Genomic DNA, 21,144 nt, shown 5'->3' on the forward strand with positions numbered 1-21,144 from the left:
AGTAGTGATCCCGTTGTCGTTCGCGCAAGCGCGGCTGTGGTTCATCCACCGGCTGGAAGGGCCGAACGCCACGTACAACGTGCCGCTCGCGCTGACGCTCACCGGCGACCTGGACCGCGCCCGGATGGAGCGGGCGCTCGGTGACGTGGTCGCGCGGCACGAGGTGCTGCGGACCCGGATCGCCGAGACCGAGGGCACGCCGCACCAGGTGATCATCGGCGAGCCTCCGCTGCTGCACACCGTCGAGGTCCGGCCCGGGGACCTGGCCGCCGCCCTCGCCGACGCCGCCCGGTATCCCTTCGACCTGGCGGCCGAACCGCCCCTGCGCGCCACTCTCTTCACCGTCGGCCCGCGCGAGCACGTACTGCTGCTCCTCCTCCACCACATCGCCGCCGACGGCTGGTCACTGCGCCCGCTGGCCCAGGACCTCTCGCAGGCGTACACCGCCCGCTGCGCCGGCACGGCGCCCGACTTCGCGCCGCTGCCCGTGCAGTACGCCGACTACGCGCAATGGCAGCGCGAGCTGCTCGGCGACCCGGCCGACCCCGGAAGTCAGGCCGCCCGGCAACTCGTGTTCTGGCGGCAGGAGCTGGCCGGTGCCCCCGAGCTGCTGGACCTGCCGCTCGACCGGCCCCGCCCCGCGACCGCGGACGGCGAGGGCCGACAGGTCGAGATGCGACTCGACGCCGCGCTCCACCGGGACATCGCCACGCTGGCCGCGCGGAGCGGGACCAGCGTCTTCATGGTGCTCCAGGCCGCCGTCGCCGCGCTGCTGAGCCGACACGGCGCCGGCACCGACATCCCGATCGGCACCGCCGTGGCCGGGCGCTCCGACGAGGCCCTCACCGACCTGATCGGCTTCTTCGTCAACACTCTGGTGCTTCGCACGGACACCTCGGGCGACCCGAGCTTCACCGAGTTGCTGGCCCGTGTGCGCGAGGCCGACCTGGACGCCTTCGCCCACCAGGACCTGCCGTTCGAGCAGCTCGTCGAGGCGGTCAACCCGGTCAGATCGCTCTCCCACCACCCGCTCTTCCAGGTGATCCTGACGCTGCAGGGCAACGACACCGGGGGCTACACCATGCCCGGCCTGCGGGTCACGACCGCCGAGGTGCCCACCGGCGTGGCCAAGGTCGACCTGACGTTCTTTCTGCAGGAGACCCGCGACGAGGCCGGCGCCCCGGCCGGCCTCGTCGGAGAGGTCCAGTACGCGGCCGCGCTCTTCGACGAGGCCACCGTCGAGGCGCTGGCCACCCGGCTCGCTCGGCTGCTGCGCGCCGCCGTCGCCGGCCCCGACACCCCGCTGAGCCGCCTCGAGTCCCGGGAGGAGCGCCACGCGGCCGCCACGGGCGGGGACGACGTCGCGGCCGGAGCCGCCGCGCCGGCCCCGGCCACACTCCCGGCGCTCTTCGCCGCCCAGGTCTCCCGTACGCCAGGAGCCCCGGCCGTCGTCCTCGGCGACGAGAGCCTCAGCTACGCCGAGTTGAACGCGCGCGCCAACCGGCTGGCCCATCAGCTCATCGCGGCAGGAGCCGGCCCCGAACAACTGGTGGCGGTGGCCGTGCCACGTTCGCTGGACCTGCCCGTGGCGCTGCTCGCCGTCCACAAGGCGGGCGCCGCCTACCTGCCGATCGACCCCGACTATCCCGCACAGCGGATCGCGCACATGCTGTCGGACAGCCGGCCCGCGCTGCTGGTCACCACAGCCGCCACCGAGGCCGCCCTGCCCGACTCATCGGACATCGAGGTGGCCCGGCTCCTTCTCGACGCCCCCGGCACCCTCGACGAGGTGGCCGCCCGTCCCCACCACGACCCGGTCGACGCGGATCGGCGTGCTCCGCTCGGTGTGGCCAGTCCGGCGTACGTCATTTACACGTCGGGTTCGACGGGGCGCCCGAAGGGGGTGGTGGTTTCTCACGCGGGTGTCGCCGCCCTGGTGGCGACTCAGGTGGCGGTGTTGGGGGTGGGGCCGGGGAGCCGGGTTCTTCAGTTCGCGTCGCTCAGTTTCGATGCGGCGGCGTGGGAGCTGTGCATGGGGTTGCTGACGGGTGCGTGTCTGGTGGTGGCTCCGGCGGATGGTTTGTTGCCGGGGGTGGCGCTGGCGGAGACGGCTCGTCGTCATGGGGTCACGCATGTGACGCTGCCGCCGACGGCGTTGGCCGTGCTGCCTGTCGACGGGTTGCCCGAGGGTGCGACGTTGGTGGTGGCGGGCGAGGCGTGTTCGCCGGCGTTGGTGGGCCGGTGGTCGGTGGGGCGGGCGATGTTCAACGCCTACGGTCCTACCGAGACGACGGTGTGCGCCACGATCAGTGAGCCGCTCGCGGGTGAGGTGGTGCCGCCGGTGGGGCGGCCGGTGGCCGGTGCTCGGGTGGCTGTGCTGGACGGGGGCCTGCGGCCGGTGCCGCGGGGTGTGGTGGGGGAGCTGTATGTCGCGGGTGAGGGCCTGGCTCGCGGTTATCTGGGGCTGCCGGGGCTGACGGCTGAGCGTTTTGTGGCTGATCCGTTCGGTGTGCCGGGCGGGCGGATGTATCGCACGGGGGATCTGGCGCGGTGGAACGGCCAGGGTCAGTTGGAGTACGTGGGCCGGGTCGACGACCAGGTGAAGGTGCGCGGGTTCCGTATCGAGCTCGGTGAGATCGAGGCGGCACTCACCACCCACCCCGACATCGCCCAGGCCGCCGTGACGGTGCGCGAGGACCAGGCGGGCGACAAGCGGCTCGTCGCCTACGCCGTGCCGACCGCCGACATCCGGAAGCCCGACCCGTCCGGTCTGCGCGCACACCTGGCAACCGTGCTGCCGGCCCATCTGGTTCCGGCCGCCTTCGTGCTGTTGGACGCGCTGCCGCTGACGCCCAACGGCAAGGTGGACCGCAAGCAGTTGCCCGCCCCCGCGCCGGGGCAGGCCCCAGCCGTCGGCGGCCGGTCCCCGCGCACACCGCGCGAGGAGCTGATGTGCCAGGTCTTCGCCGAGGTACTCGGTCTGCCCGCGGCCGGAGCCGACGACAACTTCTTCGCGCTCGGCGGCCACTCACTGCTGGTCATGAGGGTGATCAACCGCATCCACACGGTGTTCGGTCGGGAACTGCCCATGCGGGCGGTGTTCGAGTCGCCGACCGCGGCCGAACTCGTCGCCCGGCTGGAGCTTGCCGAGCAGCCCCGCCCGGCACTGGCACGCGCCACCCGTCCCGCCCGGATCCCGCTGTCGTACGCCCAGCGCCGGTTGTGGTTCGTCAACCGCATGGAGGGGCCGAGCCACACGTACAACGTGCCGCTGGCCTGGCGACTGACGGGCACCCTGGACCGCACGGCGCTGCGGGCCGCCCTCGCCGACGTGATGGCCCGCCACGAGAGTCTGCGGACCGTCTTCCCGGAGTCCGACGCACCGGACGCCGACGACATCGCCTTCCAGGTGATCCTGGATCCGAGCGATGCACCGGTCCCGCTGACCGAACTGCGCGTCGCGTCCGCGGACCTCGACGAGACCGTGGCCGGCGCCGCCCGGCACGCCTTCGACCTGACCGGCCAGCCCCCGGTCCGGACCTGGCTGATCACGGCGGACGACACGGAACACGCCGACACGGAACACGTCCTCCTGCTGCTCCTGCACCACATCGCGGCCGACGGGTTGTCGGTCGGACCGCTCGGCGCCGATCTGGCCACCGCGTACACAGCCCGCCTGGCCGGCCGGGCGCCCGATGGGGACCCGCTACCGGTTCAGTACGCCGACTACGCCCTGTGGCAGCAGCGGGTGCTCGGCGGTGAGAACGACCCCGAGAGCGCCATCGCCTCACAAGTCGCCTACTGGCAACGGGCGCTGGCCGGCCTGCCCGAGCAGCTCCGGCTGCCGACGGACCGGCCCCGCCCCGCCGTTGCCGGGCACCTCGGCGACACGGTGCCCTTCGCCCTCGGCGCGGAGCTGCACCGCGATTTGAGGACACTGGCCGGCCGGAGCGGGAGCACCCTGTTCATGGTCGTGCAGGCGGGCCTGGCGGCACTGCTGAGCAGGCTCGGAGCGGGCGACGACGTACCGATCGGCAGCCCGATCGCGAGCCGCGCCGACGCGGTCCTGGACGACATGGTCGGCTGCTTCGTCAACACCCTCGTGCTGCGGAACGACATCTCGGGCGACCCCACCTTCGCCGAACTGCTCGACAGGGTGCGCCGGTCGAACCTCGCTGCCTACGCCCACCAGGACGTGCCCTTCGACCGCCTCGTCGAGCTGCTCAACCCGGTGCGCTCGCTCGCCCGGCACCCCCTGGTCCAGGTGACGCTCACCTTCGCCAACCAGGCCGAACGGCTGCCCGACCTCCCCGGCCTGCGGGTTTCCCCGGCCCTCGTGCACACAGGTGTGGCCAAGCTCGATCTGTCCTTCGGACTACGGGAGTCCCACGACGCCGACGGCCGTCCGGCCGGCATCGGGGGCGTCGTCGACTACGCGACCGAACTCTTCGATCGTGCGACGGTCGAGGCGCTGGCCACCCGGCTCGCTCGGCTGCTGCGCTCGGCGGCCGACGATCCGGCGCTGCCGGTCAGCGCCCTCGACATCACCGGCGCCGCAGAGCGCGACCAGCTGCTCGCCGACGGGAAAGGTCCGCGTGGGCCACAGTCGCAGGCCACCTGGCCGGAGCAGTTCGAGACGTGGGCCGGGCGGCAGCCGGAGGCCCCCGCCGTCCGTTTCGAGGACGAGACCCTCACCTACGCCGAGCTCGACCGGGGCGCCAACCGGCTGGCTCGGTACCTTCGCCAACGAGGCGTCGGACCCGAGAGCTTCGTCGCCGTCGCGCTGCCTCGCTCGCTCGAACTGGTCACCGCGCTCACCGCCGTGGCCAAGGCGGGCGCCGCCTATCTGCCGATCGACCCCGACTACCCGGCGGACCGCATCGCCTACATGCTCGACGACGCCCGGCCGGCCTTCGTCCTCACCGACCGTGCCATCGGCGAACGCCTCCCCGAGGCGGCGGACACGGTCCAGCTGCTGCTCGACGACCCGTTCGTCCAGGAGTCCGTGCGGACCGCCCCGCCCGCCCCCCTCACCGACGCGGACCGGTGCGCTCCGCTCGATGCGGCCAGTCCGGCGTATGTCATCTACACGTCGGGGTCGACGGGGCGGCCGAAGGGCGTGGTGGTCTCCCATGCGGGGGTCGCCCCTCTGGTGGCGACCCAGACGGCGGTGTTCGGGGTGGGGCCCGGGAGCCGGGTTCTTCAGTTCGCCTCGTTGAGTTTCGACGCGGCGGCCTGGGAGGTGTGCATGGGGCTGTTGACGGGCGCGTGTCTCGTCCTGGCTCCGGCGGATCGGCTGCTGCCGGGGGAGGCACTGGCGCAGACCGCTCGTCGTCATGGGGTCACGCATGTGACGTTGCCGCCGACCGCACTCGCCGTACTGCCCGCCGACGGGCTGCCCGAGGACACGACGTTGGTGGTCGCCGGTGAGGCGTGCCCGCCGGCGCTGGTTGGCCGGTGGTCGGCCGGACGGGCGATGTTCAACGCCTACGGCCCCACCGAGACGACCGTGTGCGCCACGATCAGTGAACCGCTCGCGGGTGAGGTGGTGCCGCCGGTGGGCCGGCCCGTGGCCGGGACCCGGGTGGCCGTGCTGGACGCCGGGCTGCGGCCTGTTCCCCGAGGCGTGATGGGGGAGTTGTACGTCGCGGGCGACGGCCTCGCACGCGGGTATCTGGGGTTGCCGGGGCTGACGGCCGAACGTTTCGTGGCGGATCCGTCGGGTGCGCCGGGTGGGCGGATGTACCGGACCGGGGATCTGGCGCGGTGGAACAGCCAGGGCCAACTCGAGTACACGGGCCGTGTCGACGACCAGGTGAAGGTGCGGGGATTCCGTATCGAGCTCGGTGAGATCGAGGCGGCACTCTCCTCCCACCCCGGCGTGGCCCACGCATCGGCCGCCGTCATCGACGACGAACGCGGCACCCGGCGACTCGTCGGCTACGTCGTGCCGGACGACGGGAAGCGCCCCGATCCGGCCGAGCTGCGGGAGCGACTGGCGGCCACCCTGCCCGAGTACCTCGTTCCGGCCGCCTTCGTGCTGTTGGACGCGCTGCCGCTGACGCCCAACGGCAAGGTGGACCGCAAAGCGCTGGCCCAGCCGGACTTCGGTGCCACCAGCACTGGCAGGAAACCGTCCTCGCGGCGTGAAGAGGTGCTCGCCGGCCTCTTCGCCGAGGTACTGGGGCACGCCTCGGTCGGTGTGGACGACAGTTTCTTCGAACTCGGCGGCGACAGCATCAGCTCCATCCAGCTCATCGCGGCGGCCCGCCGGGAGAACCTGGAACTTGCCGTGCGCGAGGTCTTCGAGCACCGGACGGTGGCAGCGCTGGCCGGCGTGGCACGCGAGACCCGTGACGCGGCGACGGAACACGTGGCGGACATCGGGCCGACACCGCTGACCCCGATCGTCCACTGGCAGCGCGAGCTGGGCGGCCCCATCGACGGACTGAACCAGTCGATGGCCGTCGCCGTACCCGCCGGCCTGGACGAGCAACAACTCGTCGACGCCGTACAGGCGTGGCTCGACCACCACGACGCGCTACGGCTGCGCCTGGACCGGACCGGCGAGGAGTGGCGGTTGGAGGTTCTTGCCCCGGGGAAGGTGACGGCCGCCGAGTGCGTCACCCGCGTCGAGGTGGCCGGCCTGGACCGGGACTCGTGGGCCGCCGTGGTGGCGCGGGAGGGCGAGGCCGCCCGCCGCGCCCTCGCCCCCGACACGGGTGCGCTGGTGCGCCTGGTGTGGTTCGACGCCGGTTTGGGGCGGTCGGGACGGCTGCTGCTGGTGCTGCACCACCTGGCCGTGGACGGCGTCTCCTGGCGGATTCTGCTGCCCGACCTGGCCGCCGCCTGGCGTGCGGCGGCGAAGGGTGCCACACCGGCCCTCGACCCGGTGACCACCTCGCACGCCGCCTGGTCGCGGCGGCTCGTCGAGGCCGCGTCCGCGCCCGGACGGCAGGCCGAGCTGGAGTTCTGGACCGGGATGCTGGCCGGCGACCCCGAACCGCCCCTCGGCGTACGCCCCCTCGACCCGGGACGCGACCGCGCCGACACCGCGCGCCTGCTGTCCCGGACGCTGCCGCCGGACCGCACCCGGCCACTGCTCACCCGAGTTCCCGGTATGTACCACGCCGGGGTCAACGACGTGCTGCTCACCGCGCTCGCACTGGCCTTCGCCGAGTGGCGCCGTCGCGGCGGCGCGCCGCACACCCCGGGAGTCCTCCTGGACCTGGAGGGACACGGCCGGGAGGAGGCCCTCACCGGACTCGACCCGTCGCGGACGGTCGGCTGGTTCACCAGCCTCTTCCCCGTGCGGCTCGACCCCGGCGACCCGGCCTGGGCCGAGGTGCGAGCCGGCGGTCCCGCGCTGGGCGTCGCGCTCAAACGCGTCAAGGAGCAACTGCGCGCTCTCCCCGACAACGGCGCCGGCTTCGGGCTGCTGCGCTACCTCAACCCGCGGACGGCCGCCGCACTGCGGCAAGCCCCGGTGCCCCAGATCGGCTTCAACTACCTCGGCCGGTTCGCCGGCACCGGTGGGGACGCCGAGGCCCGGGAGCCGGGGGAGTGGACCATCTGCACCGACGTCGCGGGGCCCGCGCCGCGTGACTCCGACATGCCGCTGCCGCACTCCCTGGAGATCAACGCGGTGACCAGGGACCACCCCGACGGGCCGCGGCTGTCGGTCACCTGGTGCTGGCCGGACGGCGTCCTCGCCGAGGCGGACGTCGCCCGCCTGGCCGCGTTGTGGTTCGAGGCGCTTGACGGACTCGCCCGCCACGCGGCCGGTACGGCGGCCGGCGGCCACACCCCGTCCGATCTCCTTCTCGCCCTCGACCAGGACGAGATCGACGACCTGGAGAACGAACTGAGGAGCCCACGATGAGCGGTAGCACCACCATGAGCGGCGCGACGACAGGCGCGGGCGCCTCCGGCCTCGACGACGTCCTGCCGCTCTCGCCGCTCCAGGAAGGCTTGTTCTTCCACTCCCTGTCCCACACCCTCACCGACTCCCCGGAAGCCGATGTCTACCAGGCTCAGCTCGTGCTGCGTCTGGCCGGCCCGCTCGACGCGGCCGCCCTGCGCGAAGCGGCGAGCGCCCTCCTGGCACGGCACGCCGCCCTCCGCGCGAGCTTTCGCCAGCGCCGGTCCGGGGAGGCCATCCAGGTCATCCACCGCGATGTCGCCCTGCCCTGGCGGGACCTGGACCTGTCCGGGCACGCGGCGACCGAGCGCGAGCCCGAGCTGGAGCGCTTCCTCGCCGCCGACCGTGCCGCACCGTTCGACCTGACCCGCCCGCCGCTGCTGCGTCTGACCCTGGTCCGCCTCGCTCACGACCTGCACTGCCTCGTCCTGTCCAACCACCACGTCCTGCTCGACGGCTGGTCGGTCGCCGTGCTCGTCGGGGAGCTCTTCACCCACTACGCGGGCGGCACCGCCGCGGTACTGCCCCCCGTCGCACCGCTCCGCACGTACCTGACATGGCTGGCCCGCCAGGACGTGCCCGCCGCCGAGACCGCCTGGCAGCGGGCACTGGACGGGCTGTCCGGACCGACCCTGCTCGCCCCACCCGATCCCGGCCGGCCCATGGCGCGCCCCGCGCGGGTGACCGTGCCGCTGCCCGACGACCTCGGTCCCGTCGTGCGGCAGGCGTCGCTCGCGTCCGGACTGACCGCCAACACGTTCGTCCAAGGCGCCTGGGCCATGCTGCTGGCCCACCTCACCGGCCGCGACGACGTCGTGTTCGGCACCCTCGTCTCCGGCCGGCCGCCGGAGCTGGGGCACGTCGAGCGGATGGTCGGCATGTTCCTCAACACCGTCCCGGTCCGCGTACGGCTCGACCGTCGGACATCGGTCCTGTCCTGTCTGGCGGCCCTCCAGGACGAGCAGGCGCGGCTCACCCCCCATCACCATGTCCGACTCGGCCGGATCCAGCGCGGCGTCGGCCACGGCGACCTCTTCGACACCTTCGTCGTCTTCGAGAACTACCCCGGCGACGACGGCAGCGCGCTGGCCTCCGCCGGCCTGCGGCTGGAGCGGGTCTCCGGCCACGACGCCGCCCACTACCCGCTGCGGCTCGTCGCCGGCCTGGAGAGCGGTGACCGACTGGTGATGGAGCTGGAGTACCGCGAGGACCTGTTCGACCAGGCCACCGCGGAGCGCCTCGCGGGACTGGTGGCCGACGTCCTGCGGGCCGTCGTCACGGAACCGGACCGTCCCGTCGGGGAGCTCGTGCCGCCGGCCGCCGACGGCACCGTGCCGTTGCGGGACTCCGCGCGGACCGCGTCGTCACCGTCCTCCCGTCCGGCCTCGCGCGGACCCGGACGAGGCCCGGACGGACCTCAGCAGGAGATCCTGCGCGGACTTTTCGCCACCGTGCTCGGCCGCGACCAGGTCGGTCCCGACGAGGACTTCTTCGCACTCGGCGGTCAGTCGCTCTCCGCGGTCCGGCTCCTCGGCCAGATCCGCTCGACGCTCGGAGTGGAGCTGCCGATCCGCGCCGTCTTCGAGACGCCCACGCCGCGCGGCCTGGCGAGCCGGCTCGGCGGTGCGAGCCCGTCCCGCGCGCCCCTCGGACCGCGTCCGGCCACCGAGGGCCCGGCTCCGCTCTCCTTCGCCCAGCAGCGGCTCTGGTTCGTCGACTCCGGTGCCGCCGACGCCTCGTACAACGTGCCCGTGATGCTGCGGCTGGCCGGCGACCTCGATCGCGCCGCCCTGGAGGCGGCGATCCACGACGTCGTGGCACGGCACGAGCCGCTGCGAACCGTCGTCGGGATCACCGAGGGCGGAGAGCCTTACCAGCGGATCCGCTCGGCCGAGGAGGCCGAGACCACCCTGCCGGTGACCGAAGCCGACGAGAACACGCTCGACCGGGAGGTGCGCGCGGCTGCTCGGCGCGGCTTCGACCTCACGTCGGAACTCCCGCTGCGGGTGCGGCTCTTCGCGCTGGGCTCCCGTGAACACGTGCTGCTCCTGCTCGTCCACCACATCGCCATCGACGGCTGGTCCACCGCACCGTTGATACGCGACCTGTCCGCCGCGTACACCGCCCGCCTCGCCGGCCGCCCCCCGGCCTGGGCACCGCTGCCGGTCACGTACGCCGACCACGCCCGATGGCAGCGCGAGGTGCTGGGGAGCAGGCAGGACCCGGACAGCCCGCTGGCCCTGCAGTCCGCGTACTGGAGCACAGCGCTGGAGGGACTGCCGGAACGTCTGGAGCTGCCCCTCGACCGCGCACCCGGTCCGGGCGCCGCCCCCGCCGGCGGCGCCGTCCGGTTCGAGCTGGCCACCGAGGTCCACGCCCGCCTCGCCCAGGTGGCAGCCCGGCACGGAGCGACACTCTTCATGGTCGTCCAGTCCGCCCTCGCCGCCCTGCTCACCCGCCTCGGCGCCGGCACCGACGTCCCCATCGGAACCGTGGTCGCCGGCCGCGACGACGAGGCCCTGGACGAGCTGGTCGGATGCTTCGTCAACGCGCTCGTGCTGCGCACCGACACCTCCGGTGATCCCACCTTCGGCGAACTCCTGACCCGGGTCCGCGAAGCCGACCTGAGCGCCTACGCCCATCAGGACCTGCCGTTCCAGCACTTGGTGGCGGACCTGAACCCGCAGCGCCCGGCGACGGCCGCCCAGCCCCTGTTCCAGGTCATGCTCGCCTTCCAGGACACGGCGGGCGCGGCGGCCGACATGCCGGGCCTCAAGGTGACGGCCGAGGGGCAACCCGGCGGGGTCGCGCGCCTCGACCTCGCCTTCAGCCTGCGCGAGCGCGGCCCCGCCGGCGCGCCCTCCGGGGGCATCGAAGGCCTGCTGGAGTACGCCACCGTCCGCCTCGACCACGGCGGTGCCACACGCCTCGCCGACCGTTTGGTCGCCCTGCTCACCGCCGTCGCCGAAGCACCCGGCACCTCTCTGAGCGCACTGGAAGTGCTGCTGCCCGGCGAGCGGGGGACGCTGCTGACGGAGTGGAACGGCCCCGCCGCCACGGTTCCGCGACAGACCTGGGCCGAACTGTTCAGCGCACAGGTGCGGCGCACGCCCGACGCGATCGCCGTCGAGACCCCCGGCCGACCCGGCCGGCCCGGCACGACGGTCACCTACGCGGAGCTCGACGCCCGGGCCGAGCGGCTGGCCGGGACCCTGACGGGACTCGGCGTCGGTTTCGACGACGTCGTCGCCCTGGCGCTGCCGCGCTCCGTCGAGCTGGTCGTCGCCGGCCTCGCCGTGGCCAAGGCCCAGGCCGCCTCGATGCCGCTGGACATCGCGCACCCCGCGCGCCGGATCGCCGGGATGCTGGACGACGCCGCACCGTCGCTGGTGGTGACCCTGACGGACATCGCCCCTTCCCTGCCGAGCACCGACGTGCCGCTCCTCGTCCTCGACGCGCCCGCGCGGGCCGATGCCGAGCGCCGCCCGCGCCCCCGGGCCGCGATCCGGGGCCGCACCGGCACGGAGGGCGTGGCGTACGTCGTCTTCACCTCCGGCTCCACCGGACGACCGCGCGGCGTCGCCGTCACGCACGCCGGACTGGCCGAACTGGCCGCGCACCAGAGAGCCGCCTACGGCGTGGACCGGCACAGCAGGGTGCTTCAGTTCGTCTCGCCGGGCTTCGACGTCGCCGTCGCGGAACTGTGCATGGCCCTGCTCTCCGGCGGCTGCCTCGTCGTCCCGGAACGCCCCGTGGTGGGCACCGACCTCGCCGCCCTGCTGGCCGACCAGCGCATCACCCACGTCTGCCTGCCGCCCACGGTGCTCGCCACCTTGCCCCGCGTCGACCTGCCCGAGCTGCGGACCGTGATCACCGGTGCGGAGGTCTGCCCGCGCGATGTGACGGACTTCTGGTCCGCCGGGCGGCTGATGGTCAACGCCTACGGTCCGACGGAGGCCACCGTCGACGCCACTTTCGACGTGCTGTCCCCGACCGGCGACGACGAGTCGGCCGCCGGACCGCCGTCCATCGGCCGCCCCGTCCCCGGGGCGCGCAGCTATGTGCTCGATGCGGCACTGTGTCCCGTGCCACCGGGAGTGGCGGGCGAGCTGTACCTGGCCGGTCCCGGTGTGGCACGCGGCTACCGGAACGATCCCGGCACCACCGCCCAGCGATTCGTGGCCGATCCGTTCGGCCCGGCCGGCACCCGCATGTACCGGACCGGCGACCTCGCGCGATGGTGCCCCGACGGCCGGCTCGTCTTCCTCGGCCGGGTCGACGACCAGGTGAAGGTGCGCGGCTTCCGCGTCGAACCGGGGGAGATCCGGGCCGTGCTGCGGCAGCAGCCGGACGTCGCGGACGCCGCTGTCGTCGTACGCGAGGACCGCCCCGGAGACCGGCGGCTCGTCGCCTACGTGGTCCCCGCCCGCGGCACTGCCGAGCCGCCGGAACCGCTGGACCCGGCCGCGCTGCGGTCCCGGATCGCCGCCACGCTGCCCGACCACATGGTGCCGAGCGCGTTCGTCCCGCTCGACGCGCTGCCGTTGACGCCCCACGGGAAGCTCGACCGCGCCGCGCTGCCCGCCCCCGAGCCGGCGACGCACCGGCCATCCGGTGGCCGTTCGCCGCGTTCGCCGCGCGAGGAGTTGCTGTGCGACCTCTTCGGCGAGGTGCTCGGTGAGCCCGTCGGCCCCGACGACAACTTCTTCGAACACGGCGGGCATTCCATGCTCGCCGCCCAGCTCGTCGGCCGGATCCGCGCCGTCCTCGGTGCCAGGCTGCCGGTGGCCGGCCTCTTCGGGGCCCCGACCCCGGCTGCCCTCCTGGCGGCCCTCTCCTCCGGCGACCCCGCCGCCGAGGCCGCGCGGGCGTGGGACGTCCTGCTGCCCCTGCGGACCGGCGGTGAGCGCTTCCCGCTGTTCTGCTTCCATCCCGTGGGCGGAACCGCCTGGCGCTACACCGGCCTGCTGCGCGCCCTCGGCACCGACCATCCCGTGTACGGGGTGCAGGCCCGGGGCCTGGACCCGGACCGCGGCGGCGGTGAACCGCCCTCCTCCATCGAGGAGATGGTGGCCGAGTACGCCGAGCGGATCCGTCGGGTACAGCCGGTCGGCCCGTACCACCTCCTCGGCTGGTCACTGGGCGGCAATCTGGCCCAGGCGCTCGCCACCACCCTCCAGCGGCAGGGCCAGGAGGTGGGACTGCTCGCACTGCTCGACTCCTACCCCGTGGACCCCGCCCACCGCGGACCTCGCGGTGCCGACCAGGTCCTGGCCGAGATCCACGCCGGCTACCGCGACGCCTACGGCGACGCACCCGCCACGCCCCCCGACCGGGCCGCGCTGCGCCGGTCCGTCCTGGCCTACATGGGCCGGAGCACCAGCGAACTGCGCCACTTCGACGAGCGCGGGCGCTCCGCCGTCCTCGACGTGATGGTCAACACGGGCCGCCTCGCCGCCCTGTACGAACCCGTTCCGTTCGAGGGCCCCGCCCTGCTGCTGACCGCCAACGCACGACCCGCCCAGAGCTGGGCGACGCCGGAGGCCTGGCGGCCGTACCTCAAGGGCACCGTCGACGTCCACGAGGTGCCGTGCCGTCACGAGACCATGCTCGATCCCGCAGCCGTCGCGGAGTTCGGGCCCCTGCTGGCCGAGCGGATCCCGCAGGCCACCGCAGCCGACTCGCAGTCGAACCACACGATGATGGGAGCCCACCGATGACCACCACGAACCCCTTCGAGAACGACGAGGCCCGCTACCTGGTGCTGGTCAACGACGAGGGCCAGCACTCGCTCTGGCCGGCCTCCATCGAGGTCCCGGCGGGCTGGTCGGCCTCCTTCGGCGAGGAGAGTCGGCAGGCCTGCCTGGACCACATCGAGGCCACCTGGACCGACATGCGGCCCCGCAGCCTCGCCGAAGCCATGGACGCGGCCGCGGCGAGCAGTTGATGGGCCGCGATCTCGGCGACGCGGACCTGTACACCACGCCCGACCGGTACGCGATGTGGCGGGAGCATGCGCTCACCGACCGTGCCGTCCACAGTGGTCCGGGTTCCTCTCCCAGCGGTTTCTGGTCGGTCTTCTCCCACGGCGCCTGTCGTGAGGTGCTCGCGCCGACCGCGCCGTTCACCTCCGAGTACGGCATGATGATCGGCTTCGACGCCGACCACCGCGACCGCTCCGGCGGCCGGATGCTGGTGGTCACCGACGGCCACCACCACAGCCGGCTGCGGAAGGTCGTGGCCCCCTTCCTGTCACGCGCGATGGCGTCCACGTTGCGGGACTTCATCCGACAGGAGGTCCGCAGCCTCCTCTCCCGCCCGCTGCGGACCGGCGGCGCGGTGGACGCGGCGGTGGCGATCGGGCCGCGGCTGCCGGCCGCGGTCGTCTGCGAGGTGCTCGGCGTGCCCGCCGTCGACCGCGGCCGCCTGATCGAGCTGACCAACCACGCCTTCGGCGGTGAGGACAGCGCCTTCGACGCGATGACGCCCTCCGAAGCGCACTCGGAGATCCTCATGTACTTCTGGGAGCTGATCGCCGAGCGGCGTCGGCGGCCCGGCGGCGACCTGGTGAGCGTTCTCCTCGCGGAGGAGGACTTGTCCGTCAAGGACGTGCTGGTCAACTGCGACAACGTCCTGGTCGGCGGCAACGAGACGACCCGGCACGCGCTCACCGGCTGCTTGCACGCGCTCGCCACCGCCCCGGACACCCTCGACGCGCTGCGCCGGGACCCCGGTCTGCTGCCCACCGTGGTGGAGGAGATGATCCGGTGGACCTCCCCGGCGATGCACGTCCTGCGGATCGCCACCGCCGACACCACCGTCGCCGGCCAACCGGTCGGCCGCGGTGAGGCGGTGGTGGCCTGGCTCCCCGCGGCCAACCGGGACGAGCGGGTCTTCGACCGCCCTGACGTGTTCGTCCCGGATCGCACCCCCAACCGCCATCTCGGCTTCGGACACGGTCCCCACCACTGCCTCGGCGCCGCCCTGGCCCGGGCCGAACTGGAAGGTCTGCTGGAGGTGTTGGCCGAGGAGGCGCGGTCCGTCGCCGTCGTGGGCGAGCCGCAGTGGATGCGCTCCAACCTCGTGCAGGGCTACCGCGGCCTGACCGTCGAGCTGGAGAGGCTGGACGAACTGCAGCCCGCGCCGGCCTGACGCACCCGCGCGCCACACCTCACCCAACAAGCCCCACCGAACCAGTGATCCACACCTGTGATCCCCGGAACGATCGGAGTGAACGCTTGTCTTCCCTATCCTCAGCGGTGCCCGTCGGCCGCAGACGCCTGCGAGCGTCCCTGATGGCCCTGGCCCTGACCGCGCTCGCCACCGTCGGCTCGACCGCGGGCACGGCCACCGCGGACGAGCCGGCCGCGGTCCAGCATCGAGCCGTCGTCGACGTACCCGGCACCTCGGGCGGGACGGGGCCGGCCGCACAGCGAGCCCTGCTGGCCCACTGGAGCCCCGAGCGGATGGCCGAAGCTCTGGGCAAGGAGCAGGGGGCCCGGTCAGGGAGTGTCCAGTCCCTGAAGTCCACGGCCGACGAAGCGGCGGGCGGCCCGTACTCCACCGCCGTCGGCAAACTCTTCTTCGACCACGCCAACGGGACTCCGGACGCCTGCACCGGCACCGTCGTCAACAGCGAGTCCGAAGTGCTGGTCCTGACAGCGGCGCACTGTCTGCACGAGGGCCCGGGCGGGACCTGGACCAAGAACCAGGTCTTCTTCCCGGCGTACCACGACGGGAGCGGTCCCTACGGCGGCTTCACGGCGTGGACCATCGGAACCTCGTCGTTGTGGAGCAGCGGCAGCACGGCCGACTACGAGCACGACTACGGCATCGTCGTGGTCAACGACGACGCCAAAGGCGACACCGTCTTCGACAAGGCGGGCGGCTACCAGATCGCGAACGACATGCGGGCCGGCAACCAGGCCTCCCTCATCGGATACTCCGGGCCCCCCTACGACGGCAAACACCAGGAGTTCTGCCAGGAGTTGGTGGAACCCTCCGCTCCGCCCAGGAACATGTGGGAGGTGGAGTGCCCCAACATGAAACCGGGATCGAGCGGAGGGCCCTGGCTCCTGAACTTCAACCAGGAAACCGGCGCCGGCTTCATCGGCGGCCTCAACAGCATCAACGACGGGGCCAAGTTCATGGCGTCCCCGCGCTTCGACGACCCCAACATGCGGCAGTTCTTCGTGTTGATGGAGGAGATCGGCGAGGCCCGGCCCGACTAGCCTGGACACAGAGCCGACGGAGGGAGTGACAGAGCCGATGGAACCCGTGGAGCCGGATCACACCGCCCTGTCCGCGTCATTTCCCATCGTGCCTGCGACCAACCCCGACGGCGGCTGGGGTGCGCGGCGGACTCCGCTGCCCGCGCCCCCGCTCGGCCTCGACCCCGCGCAGTGCGACGGGGGACCCGACCCCCTCGCACTGCGCACGTTGGTGGTGGCGGCGCTGTCGCCCGAAGACCGTCGAACACTGCTTGAAAGGCTCGCTCCCGAGGAACGCGCCCGCCTCGCAGCGCAGACGGCGGGCCCTGAAGGAGAGAGCCTCCTCATGGTCCGTGCGGGGCTGCGGCTGTTCCTCGGGCAGACGCTGGACGCCGACCCACGGGCTGTCGTCCTCCACGACGGCCCGTGTCCGCACTGCGGTCGGCCCCATGACCTCGCCGCGAGCTCCCCGGCCGGCCGCCGACTGCACTTCGCCGCTGTCGGGCGAGGCGATCTCATCGTGTACGCGATCTGTCGCTTCCCCGTCGGGCTCGGGCTCGGCATGGCCGACGGACCCGGCCGCGAAGCACGGTTGCGCGCCCGCAGCCCGGCTCGACTCGCCGCGCAACGGCAGGCCGTGGCCCGGGGACGGTGCCGCCCTCCGCGGGACAGTTCGGTGGAGTACGTCCTGCGCTTCGTCGATACGGCGCCCGAACACCTCTGTGTCGTATCGGTGGCGCTGGAGGTGCCCTACCGTCCGGACAACCCGGTTTTCCGGGACCCGCCGACCGACTAATTCAAGGCATCACGAAACGATAACTTCATAGGTAAACCATTCATTCAAGCGTGCATTCGCGGGTAACCTCCTGATTGTCTGACAGGACTGCCGAACTCTTCGATCGAGTGGTCATTCCACGGCGCAGTCCATTCCCTTCGTTTTCGACGGATTCATAGGATCCTCGCGCCCAAAAACGCACTCCGCGCACTTTGGCCGGTCCTTTCCTCGCATCTCTCAGCGCATCTGTTCAGCGAACAGTAAAAGGAGCTTCTCATGCGTAATCTGTCACCGCTTTCGGACCCCGAAATCGTCTCCAACCCCTATCCCGTCTACGCGGATCTCGCACAGCGCGAGCCGGTCTACTGGGACGAAGGACTCAACGCCTGGGCCGTGATGAGGCACGCGGACTGCGTGAGCATGCTGAAGGATCCGCGCTTCAAAGCCGAACGCATGGAAGAGGTTCTGAGCGGTAAATTCGACGGCCAGTCACTGCCCGCGGACAACATCTATCACCGGTTCACCAAGAACGTCATGATGTACACGGACGCTCCTCGCCACACCGCGTTGCGGAAATCCACGCACGGGGGTTTCACCCGCGAGGCCCACGAGTTCTACAGCGACGTCATCCAGCGCGTCGCCCACGATCTGGTCGCCACCCTTCCGGAAGGCGTGCAGGAGATCGACGCCGTCTCGGCGCTGGCGGCGAAACTCCCCGTGAACGCCGCGGTCCACGCATTCGGGGTCCCGGAGGAGGACCTGGGTGACGTCGTGCCGAGTGTGGACGCGGTGATGACCTACTGGTCAGGGCCCCAGGACCAGCCGCTGGAGCTCGACCATCTGCTCAAGCACCTCACGGACCTGCACACCTACGCACTCGAACTCGTCCAGGGCAAGCGGGGCACGGTCCTCCCGGACACGGTCATCGCGCGCCTCGCCGCCGGCCAGGAGGAGCAGACCGAGGTCACGCTGGAACAGACCGTGCATCAACTGGTGCTCCTGCTCATCGCGTTGTTCGCACCCACCACACCGGGGTCCGTCGGCAGTGGCATGCTCGCCTTCGCGAAGAACCCCGACCAGATCACCCGCTTCCTGGACAGCCCCGCGTGCGTCGACAACACCGCCAACGAGGTGGTCCGGTACAACGCGTCGAACCAGTTCACATGGCGCGTCGCCGCCGCAGACATCGACATGGGTGATGTCCGGATCCTGGAAGGGCAGCGGGTCGCCCTGTTCCTGGGGGCCGCGAACCGGGACCCGAACGTGTTCGACCAGCCTGACAAGTTCGACCTCGACCGGCCGAACAGCGGCAAGCACCTCTCGTTCGGATTCGGGCCGCACGCATGCCTTGGGCGGCAGATAGCCAGCCTCGAAATCAAGTGGTTCTTCGTCGCGCTGTTCGCGCGCTTTCCGATGATCCGGCCGGCGGGCGATCCCGAATGGAACTCGAACCTTGAATTCCGCTCCCTGCGATCTCTGCCGCTGAGCCTCGGCTGACGCAGAAAAGCACGCTACCCGCGAGGAGTTCCATGGAAACCGAAGCGCTCCTGGCACGTTCCGGACCAGAATCCGGCCGCGCCGCCGACCGGGACGAAGCAGAAGAATTCCTCCGCCAGTACTACACCGAGCAGCCTGACCAGGCCACCCCGCTCGTCGAGCGTCTCGAACAGATTCACGCCGGCATCGACACCACCGGCACCTATGACCAGACCTCTGATGAACTCGCCTTCGGTGCCCGGGTGGCTTGGCGCAACTCCAGCCGCTGCATAGGGCGGTTGTACTGGAACAGCCTTCGTGTTCTGGACCGCCGCGACGCCAAGGCCCCCGAGGAAATCCACCGGCACCTGTGCGAGCACCTGCGTCAGGCGACCAACCTCGGGCGTATTCGCCCCGTCATCTCCGTCTTCGCTCCCGACACACCGGAACAGCCCGCCCCCAGAGTCTGGAACGACCAGCTCATTCGCTACGCCGGCTATCGCCGGGACGACGGCACCGTACTCGGTGACCCGGCTCACACCGACTTCACCGATTTCGCCCGCGACCTGGGCTGGCACGCCCCCGAAGGCCCCTTCGACGTCCTACCGCTGATCATCGAAACCGCCGACGACAAACCGCAGCTCTTCGAGCTTCCCCGCGACCTGGTCCTCGAAGTCCCCATCACCCACCCCGACCACCCGCAGATCGCCGACCTGGCGTTGCGCTGGCACGCCGTTCCGGCGATCTCCAACATGCGCCTGCGCATCGGAGGAATCGACTACCCCCTCGCCCCGTTCAACGGGTGGTACATGGGCACCGAGATCGGCGCCCGCAACCTGGTCGACGTGGACCGCTACAACCTGCTCCCCGTCATCGCGGGGTGCCTGGGCCTGGACACCGGCAACGAAGCCGGCCTGTGGCGCGACCGTGCGTTGGTCGAGCTCAACGTCGCCGTCCTGCACTCCTTCCACGCCGCCGGCGTCAAGATCAGCGACCATCACACCGAATCGCGCCACTTCCTCACCCACCTGGCCAGGGAAGAACGCAATGGCCGCACGGTGCCCGCGGACTGGAGCTGGATCGTCCCCCCGGTCTCCGGCGGCATCACCCCGGTCTTCCACCGCTACTACGACGAAGCCGAGCTGCGCCCCAACTTCCATCTCGACGACCAGGCCCGCGCCCGGGGCAGAGGGCGATGCCCGCACCCGCACTGAGACCTGGTCCGTTACGGTTGGTGCCACCACTGGAAGTGGGGTGGTGGATGCGTTTTCGCAGGTCGGAGGGGTGGTTCAGGTGTGCGGACGGTATGCGGCGAGTCGTCGGCCCGAGGATCTCGCAGGGATATTCGAGATCGAGAAGTGGGAGCCCGAGGAGACTCTCGCCCCCGACTACAACGTGGCCCCGACCAAAGAGGTCTACGCCGTCCTCGACCGTCCCCTCAAGGACACCGACGACCCCCGCCCGGTTCGGCAGCTGCGCAGGCTCAAGTGGGGACTGGTGCCGAGCTGGTCGAAGACGCCCGAGGGCGGCGCCCGGATGATCAACGCCCGCGCCGAGACCGTCCACGAGAAGCCGTCGTACAAGCGGGCCTTCTCCAGCCGGCGCTGCATCATCCCCGCCGACGGCTACTACGAGTGGGTCACCGCCAAGGCCGAGCGGGATCTGGAGGTCGAGGGCAAGAAGAAGCGGCCGCGCAAGCAGCCGTACTTCGTGCTCCCCGCCGACGGATCGGTGTTCGCGATGGCCGGGCTCTACGAGTTCTGGCGGGACAAGACCCTCCCCGACGACCACCCGCAGGCCTGGTGGGTCACCTGCTCGGTCATCACCACCGAGGCCGAGACGACTCCGCTGGCCGTGGCGCCGGAGGACGGCCCGTATGCCCTCGCCGACATCCACCCCCGCATGCCCCTCATGCTCACCCCCGACCGCTGGGACTCCTGGCTCGACCCCTCCCGCACGGACGTGGAGGACCTGCGCTCGCTGCTCGTGCCCCCGCCCGAGGGGCTCATGCGGGCCTACCCGGTCTCCACGGCCGTCAGCAACGTCCGCAACAACGGACCGGAGCTGCTGACCGAGCTGGAGGGGCCCGAAGAGGGCACACTCTTCTGACGTGACGGAAGAGAGCACGGAAAGCATCGAGATCATCGGCACGGACGCCGGGGACGCCCGCGTCACCTGGCACCGGGCGAAGCGGGCGCGGCTCGTGCTGGCGGTCAGCCACGGGGCCGGAGGCGGCATCGAGGCGCGGGACCTGCGGGCCCTCGCCCAGGTCCTGCCCGGACACGGCGTGAGCGTCGCCCTCGTCGAACAGCCCTGGCGGGTGGCCGGGAAGAAGCTGGCGCCCGCGCCCAAGACCCTGGACATCGGGTGGCGGGGGATCTGGCCCGCCGTGGCCCGGCCGGGACTGCCCGTCGTCTCCGGTGGGCGCAGCGCCGGAGCGCGCGTGGCCTGCCGTACCGCCGTCGAGCTCGGGGCCCACGCCGTCCTCGCGCTCAGCTTCCCGCTGCACCCGCCCGGCAGCCCTGAGAAGTCCCGCGCCGCCGAACTGCTCGGATCCGGGGTGCCCACGCTCGTCGTACAGGGCGGCAACGACCCCTTCGGGAAGCCGGCGGAGTTCCCGGAGGGCGGCACTCACGAACTGGTCGAGGTGCCGTACGGCGATCATGGATTCGCGGTGCCGAAGAAGGCCCCGATCGATCAGGAGCAGGCCGTGACACTCATCACCGACGCGGTCGTGAAGTGGGCCGGGTCACTCGGGTAAA

The 21,144-nt window shown here is 71.9% G+C and carries 10 protein-coding genes; all 10 read left to right on the forward strand.

Translation table 11 applies throughout. The features are described from left to right. Nucleotides 1–4 precede the first annotated feature (4 nt). The 10 genes from ABKA17_RS03215 to ABKA17_RS03260 all read left to right on the forward strand — a co-directional run bounded on the left by ABKA17_RS03215 (nucleotide 5) and on the right by ABKA17_RS03260 (nucleotide 21,143). Nucleotides 5–7,882 carry a non-ribosomal peptide synthetase gene (locus ABKA17_RS03215; protein WP_353690259.1) on the forward strand — a complete coding sequence of 2,626 codons (7,878 nt, stop codon included), beginning with the start codon at nucleotides 5–7 and terminating at the stop codon, nucleotides 7,880–7,882. Beyond that, the gene (locus ABKA17_RS03220) at nucleotides 7,879–13,641 is read left to right on the forward strand and encodes a non-ribosomal peptide synthetase (protein WP_353690260.1); all 5,763 of its coding nucleotides are present in this window, start codon (nucleotides 7,879–7,881) and stop codon (nucleotides 13,639–13,641) included. The genes ABKA17_RS03215 and ABKA17_RS03220 overlap by 4 nt, the downstream gene beginning before the upstream one ends. After that, nucleotides 13,638–13,868, forward strand: coding sequence for an MbtH family protein (locus tag ABKA17_RS03225; RefSeq protein ID WP_353690261.1), 231 nt, complete (start codon nucleotides 13,638–13,640; stop codon nucleotides 13,866–13,868). Before ABKA17_RS03220 ends, ABKA17_RS03225 begins: the two co-directional genes overlap by 4 nt. Beyond that, nucleotides 13,868–15,073 (forward strand): cytochrome P450, encoded by a 1,206-nt coding sequence (locus ABKA17_RS03230; RefSeq protein WP_353690262.1) that lies wholly within the window; start codon nucleotides 13,868–13,870, stop codon nucleotides 15,071–15,073. The genes ABKA17_RS03225 and ABKA17_RS03230 overlap by 1 nt, the downstream gene beginning before the upstream one ends. An 86-nt stretch (nucleotides 15,074–15,159) precedes the next feature. After that, complete coding sequence (locus ABKA17_RS03235; RefSeq protein ID WP_353690263.1) at nucleotides 15,160–16,152, forward strand: trypsin-like serine peptidase; 993 nt, start codon at nucleotides 15,160–15,162, stop codon at nucleotides 16,150–16,152. 88 nt (nucleotides 16,153–16,240) lie between these two features. Further along, nucleotides 16,241–16,927: a hypothetical protein gene (locus ABKA17_RS03240; protein WP_353690264.1), complete on the forward strand. Its 687-nt coding sequence runs from the start codon at nucleotides 16,241–16,243 to the stop codon at nucleotides 16,925–16,927. A 255-nt stretch (nucleotides 16,928–17,182) separates the two neighbouring features. Then, nucleotides 17,183–18,403 (forward strand): 4-nitrotryptophan synthase, encoded by a 1,221-nt coding sequence (txtE, locus tag ABKA17_RS03245; RefSeq protein WP_353690265.1) that lies wholly within the window; start codon nucleotides 17,183–17,185, stop codon nucleotides 18,401–18,403. Nucleotides 18,404–18,435: 32 nt separating this feature from the next. Then, nucleotides 18,436–19,596, forward strand: a complete 1,161-nt coding sequence (locus ABKA17_RS03250; protein ID WP_353690266.1) for a nitric oxide synthase oxygenase — start codon at nucleotides 18,436–18,438, stop codon at nucleotides 19,594–19,596. Nucleotides 19,597–19,675: 79 nt separating this feature from the next. Beyond that, nucleotides 19,676–20,491, forward strand: coding sequence for an SOS response-associated peptidase (locus tag ABKA17_RS03255; RefSeq protein ID WP_353690267.1), 816 nt, complete (start codon nucleotides 19,676–19,678; stop codon nucleotides 20,489–20,491). A 1-nt stretch (nucleotide 20,492) separates the two neighbouring features. Then, complete coding sequence (locus tag ABKA17_RS03260; protein WP_353690268.1) at nucleotides 20,493–21,143, forward strand: alpha/beta hydrolase family protein; 651 nt, start codon at nucleotides 20,493–20,495, stop codon at nucleotides 21,141–21,143. Nucleotide 21,144: the final 1 nt, after the last annotated feature.

It is taken from the genome of Streptomyces sp. RG80 (assembly GCF_040446465.1).
GTDB lineage: Bacteria > Actinomycetota > Actinomycetes > Streptomycetales > Streptomycetaceae > Streptomyces.

Bases quoted from the DNA above. Each gene is read 5' to 3' on its own strand.
- ABKA17_RS03220 (WP_353690260.1), top strand. From the start codon at position 7,879: ATGAGCGGTAGCACCACCATGAGCGGCGCGACGACAGGCGCGGGCGCC.
- ABKA17_RS03225 (WP_353690261.1), top strand. From the start codon at position 13,638: ATGACCACCACGAACCCCTTCGAGAACGACGAGGCCCGCTACCTGGTG.
- ABKA17_RS03230 (WP_353690262.1), top strand. From the start codon at position 13,868: ATGGGCCGCGATCTCGGCGACGCGGACCTGTACACCACGCCCGACCGG.
- txtE (WP_353690265.1), top strand. From the start codon at position 17,183: ATGCGTAATCTGTCACCGCTTTCGGACCCCGAAATCGTCTCCAACCCC.
- ABKA17_RS03250 (WP_353690266.1), top strand. From the start codon at position 18,436: ATGGAAACCGAAGCGCTCCTGGCACGTTCCGGACCAGAATCCGGCCGC.